Source organism: Pseudomonas sp. P7548 (assembly GCF_013386585.1).
Classification (GTDB): Bacteria; Pseudomonadota; Gammaproteobacteria; order Pseudomonadales; family Pseudomonadaceae; genus Aquipseudomonas.
This window is the reverse complement of the sequence record NZ_JACARO010000114.1, coordinates 1-11549: the sequence shown is the minus strand read 5'-3', so window position 1 is coordinate 11549 and position 11549 is coordinate 1. Positions and strand designations below refer to the sequence as shown.

Sequence of the window (11549 nt, the reverse complement as noted above, 5' to 3'; positions counted from 1 at the left end):
AACGCAGGCTTGAATCCGTGGGTGACCCGGCAGGACGCCGGGTTAGCCGTCCTGGGCCAGGGATGGCCCATGACGGCGGCCCACGGATTCAAGCCGGAGTGAGGGAACACCGAGCCTAGGCGAGGTGCCGAGTGGTGGGGCGAAGGCCTTTTGGTTACTTTTGGCTGGGCCGGCTTCCGGCCTTTCCAAAAGTGACCCGCTGTAAGAGCGGAACCATAAGTCGCCGTTACCGCAGCAATGGATATGTACTCCACCCCAAAACCTCTAGCGCCTGACACAAAGCTTTCGCGAGCAAGCCCGCTCCCACAGTTGGAATGCGGGGTGTCAGGTAGGGTTGGGGTGGCTGGGTGGGCGCCATCGCGGGCAAGCCAGCTCCCACAGTTGGAATGCAGGGTGTCAGGTAGGGTTGGGGTGGCTGGGTGGGCGTCATCGCAGGCAAGCCAGCTCCCACAGTTGGGATGTGGGGAATCAGAAAGATACCGGGTGCCAGAAAAGGAGGTCATTGTTGCCCCCCCGCTGCACCAGCCTTGGCCTCTTGCTGATCCTTGCGCCGCTGCAACTGCTCACGATCAAACCCCTCGATATACACCTGCGCCGCCCGCCCGACCGGCGCCGCCATGGCCGGGCCCGTCGCACGGCCCTGGGTCAGGTCCTGCTTGCGCTCAACCATCTGCATCAGATTCAAATTATTCGCACACCCCAACGCCAGCGTCGGCTTGAAATCCTCGCCCAGGCCAACGGTGTCCGTCGCCGGCGGCTGCTGACATTGCGTCGGCAAACCATCCGCCCGGTATTCGGAGGAGTAATACGCCGGCGCCAAGTGGGTCTGGCAGCCCATCAGCGCCAGGGGCAACAGCATCAACACACGCAAAGCCGTCATCGCAGGCCCCCTCATCAATTCATGTAGAAACCGAACGCCCCGCCGCTGCGCGGTCCGGTGGCCGCTGCGGTAGCCGGTTGGGCGTCCAGGGGCGTGGCGAGGGTGCGACCGCGCACCGGCTCCACGAGGTAAGGCGTGATCAAAATCACCAGTTCGGTTTCATTGCGCTGGAAGCGCTTGGAGCGGAACAGGTTGCCCAGGATCGGCAGGTCGCCCAGCAACGGCAGTTTCTCGATATCCTGGCTGCTTTCACGCTGGAACAGGCCGGCGATGGCAAAGGTCTGCCCGCTGCCGACTTCTACCCGCGTATCGGCACGGCGCACGCTGAAGGACGGCACGTGGAAGTTGCCGAAGTCCACGGTGCCGCCGCTGACCACGCTGCTGACCTCAGGGCGCACTTGCAGGGCGATGCGGCCGTTGGGCAGCAAGGTCGGGTTGAACAGCAGCGACACCCCGAACGACTTGTATTCGATGCCCACCAGGTCACGGTTGACCGGCACCGGGATCGCCACTTCGCCACCCGCGAGGAAGCTGGCGGTCTGGCCGGTCATGGCAGTGATATTCGGTTCGGCGAGGATCTGCAGAATGCCGTTGGCCTGCAGCGCGTCGAGCATGCCGTCGATGTTCACATTGCCGGAGCCGGTGCCCGCCGTCGCCAGGCCACCCGCTGTCGCGGCCGCCAACGGGCCACCGGTGATCAGGCCAAACGAGAACGTGCCGTTGTTGAACATTGCGTTCCAGTTCACGCCGTAGTGCAGCAGTTCCGAGCGCGACACTTCGGCAAACCGCACGCGCAGGTTCACCTGGGCTGCGCCGGTGTATTCGGTGGTGTTGATCGCGCTTTGAAAGCCCTGGCCCTGGGGATTGAGCAGCGCGTTGAGGTCAGTGGCTTCGGCCACCGAACCTACGGTGCCCTTGGCGATCAGGCGGTTACCAGCACCGGTGATCTGCGCGCCATTGCCGGGGTGCAGTTCCTGCATCGGCGCCGTCACCGCCTGGGTGCCGCTGCTGACCGACAAGGTCAGGCTGGCCAGTTGTTTGCCGTCGTTGCCCAAGGCGATCAGGCTGGTATTGCCCGGTGCCTTGCCGAAGATGTAGAGCGTACCCGGGGACACCACTTGCAGGTCGGCCACGTTCGGCTCGGCCACCAGCACCGAATCCACCGGTGCCACAAAGTGCAGGATGCGCCCTTCACCGGACGCCAGGTTAAGGGTGCCCCCGGCGCCGGTGGCAATTTCCTGAGCCTGGCTGGCAGTGCAAATCAACGCGAACAACAGCACACAAAAACGCATCATGAGGCAGACGCCAGGGAAGTGACGGAAGCCGCGGCAGGCGCGCGACGATTGGAAATATCGGTGAGGCTGATGGTCACCAGCGCTTGCAGGTTGTACTCGGTGGCCAGCTCGCGGAACGACAGCACCGCCAGGTCCAGCTCGCCGCGCAGCACCAGGCGACGCAGGCTGCGGCGCAGTTCCGGGTGCACCAGCAACACCGCGCTGTTGACCTCACGGGTGTTCTCGCAGGCCTGGCGCAACTGGGCGAGCAAGGCGCGGCTGATGTCTTCGGGGATCAATTCACGCTGGGGCTCCTGGCGGCGCAGGGACGCGCGCAACTGGTCTTCCAGGCCCGGCGCCAAGACCAATGCCCCGATGACGCGGTTGCGGTCGGCGTACTGATGGCTGATCTGCCGCGCCAGTGCGGCACGCAGGTGCTCGGTCAGGCGCCCGGCGTCGGTTTCGCGGGCGCCCCACTCCACCATGGCTTCGAGCAACGCGCGCTGGTTGCGGATCGACACGCCTTCGCCCACCAGCAAGCGCAGGGTTTCGGCCACCCGTTGCAGAGGCACAAGGCGCAAGGCTTCCTTGACCAGTTCGCCGTAGGTGGCTTCGGTGCGCTCCAGCAGCAAGCGGGTTTCCTGGATACCGAGGAAGTCTGCGGCGTAGCGGCGCAGGCTGCGTTCAAGCACACCGCGCAGCACTTCATCGGGCAACAGGAAACCGATACCGGCGTTGCGCAAGGTGTCTTCGTGCTGGCGTTCGATCCAGTGCGCGCTGCGGCCGTTGAGCGGCGAGTCGGCCTGCTCGGTGGCGATGTCCAGCAACTGCACATGCACCGGGTCGTCCTGCAGCAGCAGGCAGTTGATCGGCAACTCGCCTTCGCTCACCGGCACGCCTTCCAGGGACACGCGGAAGCTGCCGGGCGTGGCCTTGGCTTCCATGTAGATGCCCGGCACCGGCACATCCACGCCCAGATCGGTGCGAATGTCGTGACACAACGCCTCGACCCGCTGGCGCAGCAACTGGCGCGGCGCACTCTGGGACAAGCCGCTGCCAAGAGTGAGCAGCACGCGAGTGTCGGGCAGCAGGTTGTCGTCCAGTTCGGCTTGCACGTCGACCACCGGTTCCGGCGCCTCGGCCAGCACCTGCACCTCGTCCTCGGGCTGGCGATTGTGACGGCGATACATCACGAACGCTGCGCCACCAAACACCGCCGATAAACCAATGAACACCCACGTCGGGAAGCCCGGCAACAGGCTCACGCCGATCATGATCAGCGCGGTCAACCCCAGCGCACGGTAGCTGGCACCGAGTTGCTTGATGATCTCGCTGCCCAGGTCGCCGGCTTCGCCGTCGCTGTTCACACGGGTCACCACCGTGCCCGCCGCCACCGAAATCAGCAGCGCCGGGATCTGTGCGATCAGGCCATCACCCACGGTCAACAGCGAGTAGGTGTGCACCGCCACGCCAAAGGGCATGTCGCGCTCGATCATGCCGATCAGCATGCCGCCCAGCAGGTTGACCGCAAGGATCACCAGGCCGGCGATGGCGTCGCCTTTGACGAATTTCATGGCGCCGTCCATCGCGCCGAACATCTGGCTTTCACGCTCCAGGCGTGAGCGACGGCGACGGGCTTCGGCCTGGTCGATATCGCCGTTGCGCAGGTCGTTGTCGATGCTCATCTGTTTGCCGGGCATCGCGTCCAGGGTGAAGCGCGCGGCCACTTCCGCCACGCGCTCGGCGCCCTTGGTGATCACCACGAACTGCGCCACGGTGATGATCAGGAACACCACCATGCCCACCACCACTTGGCCTGCGATCACGAAGTCACCGAAGGCCTTGACGATGTGGCCGGCGTCGCCGTGCAGCAGGATCAAGCGCGTGGTGGTGATCGATAGCGACAAGCGGAACAGCGTGCTGAGCAGGATCAGCGGCGGCAGCGCGGAGAACTCCACGGAATGGCCGATGTAGAACGCGACGATGAGGATCAGGATGCTCAGGGCAATGTTGAGGCCGATCAGCGCATCCACCAGGTAGGTGGGCAGCGGGATGATCATCATCACAATCGCCATCAGCATAAAAGCGACAATGATCACGTCGGTGCGCTGGGCCGCGAGGCGGGCCAGGTTGTTCAGGCGGTTTAGTGCACTCATGCGCCAGCCCTGCGTGCGGCCAGGTAGCGTTTGAAGCATTGGCGCGCTTCGTCCTTGCGCTCGCCGTACCACAGCGCGCGGGCGCGCAGCAGCAACAGGCTGGCGGATTCGCCTTCCAGGGCGACCAGACGGTCCAGGGCGCCCAACGCACGGGGGGCGTCGCCGCTGTCGGTGAACGCCAGTACCAACGAACGCAGCAGCACGCCGTCGTGGGGCGCGACACTGACGGCGATCAGCAACATCACCAGGGCACGCTGGGACTGCCCATTGCGTCGGTACAGCTCGCCAATGCCCTTGAGCAGTTGCACGGCGTCGTCGTTATCGCGGGCCATCAGGCATGCACCTCCGAGCGTTGCTGTTCGAGGTTGCGGCGCATCTCGATCTCTTCGCCGATCAACTCGGTGGCCAGTTCCTTGATGTGCGGCTCGGCGTCCAGGGTGGGCAGGATGTGTTCCATCACGTGCTCCAGCAGCTCCAGGGAACGTGCGCTGCCAAACAGCAACGAGTCGACGCCGGCAGCGCTGGTGAGTGCTTCAAGGTCACTGCGCAGGGAGCGGCGGGTCTGGGTCTTGCGGGTCTTGAGGACCGCTTCGAACGCGGTCGCCTGGCGCGAACTGACCGGGCGAATGGCTTCGACGGGGGCGCTGCGTACGTCACTTTGGATGAGCGGGCGGGGTTCGACTTTCATGCATGGGCTCGTATTGGGCGTAGGGCGCTCCTACGGTTGGATCGTGTGCATTCCATGGGCAGGCTCATAACGTGAAGGTAAAGCGCTCCTCGCCTCGGGCGAGAATCACTTGGTTGTTCTCGATGCGCTCCAGCACCCAGTTGTCCGCCAGTGCCGCGCCGGGGTACAGGCGCTTGCCGCTGTCGTTGATCACATAGGGATTGGTGCCGAACCACACGGCCTGGAACCGCACACGCGGCCGCGCTGCATCCGCGCGCGCGGTCACCCGGGGGTTGAGCACCACTTGCTGGCCGTAACGCTGGTCAAAGGCTTGTTGCAAGGCCAGCCACTGCGGCTTCTGGGATTGCTCGAAGGTGCCCACGGCGCTGAGCTGGCCGTTGCCGTTGCTGACCTTGATGCCGTCCAGATGGGCCGCCAGCAGTTGCTGTTCAAGCCAGGTTTTGGCCTGCTCGCGGGAAGGTTTTTTCACCAGCGGCGTTTCGGCCACGGCGGCTGCGGGGATCAGCGGCGCTTCGCTGCGAAACGCCAACGCGCCCGCGCAAATGAACAGCAACGCCGTGGCGACGATCCACGGCGTCCACTTGCGCGGTGCGGCCACAGGTTGTTCTGCGCCCGCCGGCAATGCCAGGCTCACGCCTGCCGTACCAATGCGCAGTTGCAAGGGCAGTCGCGCGCGATGGCCGCTGCCCTGGGGGATACGCACCAGACCGGCGATCAGCACCTCGCCACCCAGGGCTTCGACCGCCACTTGCCCGCCTTCGAAACGTAGGCGCAAGTGCAGGCCGGCAATGCCGGGATCGCTGAGTACGAGATCGGCCGCCAGTTCGGCGCCGATGGTATAGACCGGCTGGTCGAGCACCAGGGAACTGCCCTGGTGCAAACCGCCGGTCACTGTCAGGGTCGGCGCGCCAATACCGGCGACCGGGCCCAAAGAAATCAAGGCTGTCATGTTCGGGTTTGCCCCCTTGAGAATCACAGGCCGCAGGCACGCCTGTGCCGATCAACAACGGTGCAACGGGGTCAACAATCAGGAGGTAAACGGGCAGCGCCGGCGCCGCCCGTTTTGGCGAATCAGTTCTGCGGACGCTGTTTAGTGGCGTCGAGCTCCGCTTTTTTCGCGGTGCTGATTTCGGTGATCTTGGCCGACTTCTCGATAGCCATGTTGAAGGTCGCTTCCATCTTCGCGATAGCGTCGTCGGCGCCGCCTGCTTTTACTGGTGGGACATCAGCCATGTTCATCTCCTTGCATCGATAGGGAAGTTATTCAGTTGCGCAACAGCAAGCTGAAAGTATGCAAACCGGTGAATGCCCAAAACGTCAGACAGTGAGCTTTCGAACCGCCGTTGGTTTGCATGGGATCCATACTACTCAGGATCAAAACGCCTTCGCTGTGAAAGCTTGTGAAACGTTTCAGATACGCCGTGTGAAAGGTTTGGCTCAACCTGGCGTTGAGAAAAATTCACCGCCTTCAGGTCATGGAACTTTTATAAAAAATTCAAGACACGACAGAGCCCCCTGTTTACGGGGCTCTCACCCCGACTCATCGAGCCTTGCTGCCCACCCACCCCGCACCGAAGTGACTGACAGGTCACACCTTCACAACTTTTTTCGGGACAACTTCACATTTTTCGCTAATAGCCCTTTGCCCAACTTTCCAGATATTTCCATTTGTAACAAAAGCGACTTAATGATCGCGTTTGATAGCTCGGCGCGAGTGACCTTAAACCGCGTTGGCAACTAATTTCCCCAAACGAATTAGTACAGTTGCACTAATAGCCAAACCCCTTAGTTCGCAGGCATTGCTATATGAAAGAACTTCCAGGTGATCCATGAGTGCCTATCCGATCCCTGCAATCAAGACCTGACCCTCCCCTGCAACCCGGCGCAAAAGGGAGCCGCACCGGGCTGTGATTCCAACGCCTAAAGGTTAAATGACATGACGTACCCGACCCGCAGCTACCTCACCGATGACGCTTCCTTCGAGATCCACTTCGGCCCGTTCCGCCTGCTGCCCCAACGTCATCTGCTGCTCAAGCACGGGCAACCCGTGGCCCTGGGCAACCGCGCCCTGACCTTGCTCATCGCCCTCGCCTCGCGGCCCGGCCAACTGCTGGAGAAAACCGAACTGCTGGACATCGCCTGGCCCAAGCTGGTGGTGGAAGAATGCAACCTGCGCACCCAGATCAAGACGCTGCGGCGTGCCCTGAACGACGACGATTCGTTCTACATCGCCACGGCGCCGGGTCAGGGTTATCGCTTCGTCGCGCCCACCTGGTTCGAACAGGCGCCTGCGCCCAAACCTGTGGTCAAGGAGCCGGTGGTGCTGGGGGTGTATGGCTGCCGCCACTGCCGGGGCGCCGGGATGATGCCGCTGTTCGCGCAGCGCCAGGCGGCGCATGGGGATAGGCAGAACAGCTGATCAAGAGGATGGGGGGGCACGACGCGCCCACTGTAGGAGCCGGCTTGCCGGCGATTGCGGTCTATCCGTTGCAGCGATGCAAGCTGACGCACCGCCATCGCTGGCAAGCCGGCTCCTACGGGTTTATCGGTGCGACGCGAGGGCGAGTGCGCTCAGGTCCAGGTGCCCGTCCTTGATCGGCGGGCACCAATAGTAGCCACCGGTCAACGGCGTGCTGATGCGGTACAGGCCATCGACGATCCCGTCTTCCAGGCCGCTCATGCGGCGCAGTTGTGCTTCGAAGGCGTCGAAGGAGTGGCCGAACGCGAGGAACATCAACCCGGCCTGGCCGTTCTCGGCCCATGGCATCGAACGGCGTACCACGAAGGCTTCCGGGGTGAAGCTTTCCTGGGCGGTGCGTTTGGTGTGGGCGGACGCCGGGGCGTCGTCCAGCTCTTCGTTGTCGCCATGGCGACGGCCGATGATGTGGTCGCGCTCCTGGGCCGGCAGCGCGGCGAAACCGTCGAGGTCGTGCTGCCACTGCTGGATCGCGGCGAAGCTGGCGCCGCTGTCGGTCAGGGCGGCTTCGACGGCGGCGTCGTCGTGGGGGTTTTCGGTGCCGTCTTCGTAGTCGGTCAGGTCAAAACCGGTCTTGTAGCGGAAGCCTTCGGTCATCTGCACCAGGCGAAACGCCGGGGCCAGTGCTTTTTCAAACGCGCGGCTGCGCAACAGCAGTTCACCGCGATCCACACCGTGCAACCACACCCACAACGCCTGCTGCGTCGACGGGTTGTGCGCGCCCGGGCCGCTGACGGCCGGGAATGGGCGCAGGCCATCAATGTGAACACCCAAAGCGTTTACCAGCGGCTCACCGAAACCGACCACCGCCGCCGAATCGGCCAACTGCACCAGGGCGTCCAGCGCTGCGGGCACAGCGGCCAGGCTTTCCACGGAAAAAAACAGATGGCGTGCCTGCAACGGCACCGGTGCGGCAAGAATGCCCGGCTGGTACTGACTCATGTGAACTCCTTCTGAAAAGCCGCGCAGTTTACCCGCAGGCGTAGAAGAAAGCGCGCAAGCCTTGCCATAGAGCCTGTTGTTGGGTGACTCTCTAGTCATGTTTTGCAACTATTCCAGGGGTAGCGACATGACCACCAACAACCTGCTCGCCCAGCTGTTTCCCGCCACCGCCGACGAGATTCCCGCGCAATTCCAGCTCGGAGCGCCCATTGAACAACGGGATTACCTGGTCGATGGCCAGTTGCACGTGTGGAACGGCCCCTTGGCCCGGGTACAAAGCCCGGTGCAATTCGGTGAAGAGCGCGTACACATTGGCAGCACACCGCTGCTGGACGCCGACACCGCCCTCACCGCCCTGGACGCCGCCGTGCGCGCCTACGACCGGGGCCAGGGTGAATGGCCGACGATGCGCGTGGCTGACCGGATCCAGCATGTCGAAGCCTTCCTGCGGCGCATGCGTGAACAGCGCGAAGCGGTGGTCAAGCTGCTGATGTGGGAGATCGGCAAGAACCTCAAGGACTCGCAGAAAGAATTCGACCGCACCTGCGACTACATCACCGACACCATCAATGCCCTCAAGGAACTCGACCGCCGCAGCAGCCGTTTCGAGCTGGAGCAGGACACCCTCGGCCAGATCCGCCGCGTACCCCTGGGCGTGGCGTTGTGCATGGGCCCTTACAACTATCCGCTCAACGAAACGTTCACCACGTTGATCCCGGCGCTGATCATGGGCAACACCGTGGTGTTCAAGCCGGCCAAGCTCGGCGTGCTGCTTATCCGCCCGTTGCTGGAGGCGTTCCGAGACAGCTTCCCGGCCGGGGTGATCAACGTGATCTACGGCAGCGGCCGCGAAACCGTCAGCGCACTGATGGCCAGCGGCAAGATCGATATCTTTGCGTTCATTGGCACCAACAAGGCCGCCAGTGATTTGAAAAAGCTGCACCCCAAGCCACACCGTTTGCGTGCTGCCCTTGGCCTGGACGCGAAAAACCCTGGCATCGTGCTGCCTGAAGTGGACCTGGACAACGCGGTGAGTGAAGCCGTTACCGGTTCGCTGTCGTTCAACGGCCAGCGTTGCACCGCGTTGAAAATCCTGTTTGTGCATGAAGACGTGGTTGACAGTTTTATCGACAAATTCAACAAGAAGGTGGCCACGCTCAAACCCGGCATGCCGTGGGAAGACGGCGTGGCGCTGACGCCCTTGCCCGAAGTGGGCAAGGTGGATTACCTCAACGGGCTGGTGGCGGATGCCGCGCAGCACGGCGCCAAAGTGGTGAATGAGCATGGCGCCGAGAGCCGTGGGTCGTTCTTCTACCCGGCAGTGTTGTACCCGGTGAACCCGCAGATGCGCGTGTACCACGAAGAACAGTTCGGCCCGGTGGTGCCCATCGTGCCGTACCGCGACCTGGAAACCGTGATCGAGTACGTACTGGACTCGGACTTCGGCCAACAGCTGAGTCTCTTCGGCACCAACGCCGTGGAAGTCGGGCGCCTGGTGGATACCTTCGCCAACCAGGTCGGCCGCATCAACATCAATGCCCAGTGCCAGCGCGGGCCGGATACCTTCCCGTTCAACGGGCGCAAGAATTCGGCCGAGGGCACGCTGTCGGTGCATGACGCATTGCGGGTGTTCTCGATCCGCACGCTGGTGGCGACCAAGTTCCAGGAGAGCAACAAGGCGCTGGTCAGCGATATCCTGCGCAACCGCGATTCGAGCTTCCTGACCACTGACTACATTTTCTGAGAACTACGCCGGTCAAAAATGTGGGAGCGGGCTTGCTCGCGAAGGCAGAGTGTCATTCGATACATCAGTGACTGAACCACCGCTTTCGCGAGCAAGCCCGCTCCCACACGTGTTTGTGTACAGCCCTGGAACCGAGGCCCTTTTATTACCGATGAACCTGCCCTTGTTTGCCCGGCGCCTGTTGCGCCCCCTGCTCGACCCCTACCGCCGCTACCGCCACGCCAAGTTGATCCACGCCGTGCGCGTGTCCATTGGCTTGCTGGCGACGATCCTGCTGACCACCGGCATCAACCTGCCCCACGGGGAATGGGCGTCGGTGACCATGCTGATCGTGATCGGCGGCCTGCAGCACCACGGCAACATCGGCAAGAAAGCCGTGGAGCGCGCCTACGGCACCTTGATCGGCGCCAGCGTCGGTTTGTTGTTGGTGCTGCAACAGGCTTACTTCGGCCAGCCGCTCTTGACCTACCTGTTGATGTCGGTGGTGTGCGGGTTCTTTTCCTATCACGCCATCGGCAAGGGCGGGTACATCGCGCTGCTGTCGGCGATCACGGTGTTTATCGTCGCAGGCCACGGGGACAATCCGATCTCCGATGGCCTGTGGCGTACCGTGGACATCCTGATCGGTATTGTGCTGGCACTGGCCTTCTCCTTCGCCCTGCCGCTGTATGCGGTGTACTCGTGGCGCTACAACCTGGCCAGCGCGTTGCGTGACTGCGCTGAGATTTACAGCCGGATCATCAACGGGCGGTCGGTCACCGATGACGAGCACCTCAAGCTAATGAACCGCCTCAACGCGGCGATGCTGCAATTGCGCTCGCTGATGCCGTCGGTGTCCAAGGAAGTGCGCATTTCCATGACCGAGCTGGATGCGATCCAGCGGCACCTGCGCATGTGCATCAGCACCCTGGAGATTCTGGGCAACACGCGGCCGGACCCGCGTGACGAGCAGGCGAGCGCGCGGATGCAGGTGATGTTGAAGGCCGAGCACCGGCAGATCCGCGTGCAATTGGTGGGGATGGCGCGGGCGTTGAAGTCGGGGGTGACGGAGCGGTTGGAGCGTCCCAGCCACATCGGGGCAGAACCCGCGCTGGACGCGCCGGTTTATAGCGCTTTGGATGGTTATCGCTTGTTGACCGTGCAACTGGCACAGAACGTGGACGCGATGCGCCAGCGCCTGGCGAAGAGCGCCGGCCGCTGGAAAATCTGAATTCGACCGGCGCAATGGAAAAACTCAGAAACGTTTACACATCTCGACGTTTTCACACTTTGCCTTACAAACTTTTCACGTTTTATTCACATCGCGAGCCGTAGTGTGAAGCCTCATCCGTTACAAATGCTTCACATCAAACCCGCCGCCCCAGCGGGTTTTTTTTTGCCTGGGATTTG

Annotated in this window: 11 protein-coding genes; 3 read left to right on the top strand and 8 right to left on the bottom strand. The window is 62.8% G+C overall.

Annotation, left to right across the window (positions count from 1 at the left end):
- Positions 1–499: 499 nt before the first annotated feature.
- From HX803_RS30595 to HX803_RS30565, 7 genes are all read right to left on the bottom strand, one after another.
- Positions 500–880, bottom strand: a complete 381-nt coding sequence (locus HX803_RS30595; protein WP_178925821.1) for a hypothetical protein — start codon at positions 878–880, stop codon at positions 500–502.
- Between the two features lie 14 nt (positions 881–894).
- Positions 895–2175, bottom strand: coding sequence for a type II and III secretion system protein family protein (locus tag HX803_RS30590; protein ID WP_178925820.1), 1281 nt, complete (start codon positions 2173–2175; stop codon positions 895–897).
- A complete protein-coding gene (gene sctV, locus HX803_RS30585) occupies positions 2172–4310 on the bottom strand; it encodes a type III secretion system export apparatus subunit SctV (RefSeq protein ID WP_178925819.1) in 2139 nt (712 codons plus the stop codon). The genes HX803_RS30590 and sctV overlap by 4 nt, the downstream gene beginning before the upstream one ends.
- On the bottom strand, positions 4307–4642 hold the full coding sequence (locus tag HX803_RS30580) for a tetratricopeptide repeat protein (protein ID WP_372339953.1): 336 nt from the start codon (positions 4640–4642) through the stop codon (positions 4307–4309). Before HX803_RS30580 ends, sctV begins: the two co-directional genes overlap by 4 nt.
- On the bottom strand, positions 4642–4998 hold the full coding sequence (locus tag HX803_RS30575) for a hypothetical protein (protein WP_178925818.1): 357 nt from the start codon (positions 4996–4998) through the stop codon (positions 4642–4644). Before HX803_RS30575 ends, HX803_RS30580 begins: the two co-directional genes overlap by 1 nt.
- 64 nt (positions 4999–5062) lie before the next feature.
- Positions 5063–5947 carry an FHA domain-containing protein gene (locus HX803_RS30570; RefSeq protein WP_178925817.1) on the bottom strand — a complete coding sequence of 295 codons (885 nt, stop codon included), beginning with the start codon at positions 5945–5947 and terminating at the stop codon, positions 5063–5065.
- A 122-nt stretch (positions 5948–6069) separates the two neighbouring features.
- Positions 6070–6231 (bottom strand): hypothetical protein, encoded by a 162-nt coding sequence (locus HX803_RS30565; protein WP_016969018.1) that lies wholly within the window; start codon positions 6229–6231, stop codon positions 6070–6072.
- Positions 6232–6934: 703 nt separating this feature from the next.
- On the opposite strand from HX803_RS30565, the gene HX803_RS30560 reads away from it, so the two are divergent.
- Positions 6935–7417: a winged helix-turn-helix domain-containing protein gene (locus HX803_RS30560; protein WP_178925816.1), complete on the top strand. Its 483-nt coding sequence runs from the start codon at positions 6935–6937 to the stop codon at positions 7415–7417.
- A gap of 123 nt (positions 7418–7540) precedes the next feature.
- Here the strand turns inward: HX803_RS30560 and HX803_RS30555 are convergent, their stop codons facing one another.
- Entirely contained in the window at positions 7541–8416 is an 876-nt protein-coding gene (locus HX803_RS30555; protein WP_178925815.1) for a Dyp-type peroxidase, read from the bottom strand.
- 127 nt (positions 8417–8543) lie between these two features.
- On the opposite strand from HX803_RS30555, the gene HX803_RS30550 reads away from it, so the two are divergent.
- Positions 8544–10160, top strand: a complete 1617-nt coding sequence (locus tag HX803_RS30550; protein WP_178925814.1) for an NADP-dependent glyceraldehyde-3-phosphate dehydrogenase — start codon at positions 8544–8546, stop codon at positions 10158–10160.
- A gap of 151 nt (positions 10161–10311) precedes the next feature.
- The gene (locus HX803_RS30545; RefSeq protein ID WP_178925813.1) at positions 10312–11370 is read left to right on the top strand and encodes an FUSC family protein; all 1059 of its coding nucleotides are present in this window, start codon (positions 10312–10314) and stop codon (positions 11368–11370) included.
- Positions 11371–11549: the final 179 nt, after the last annotated feature.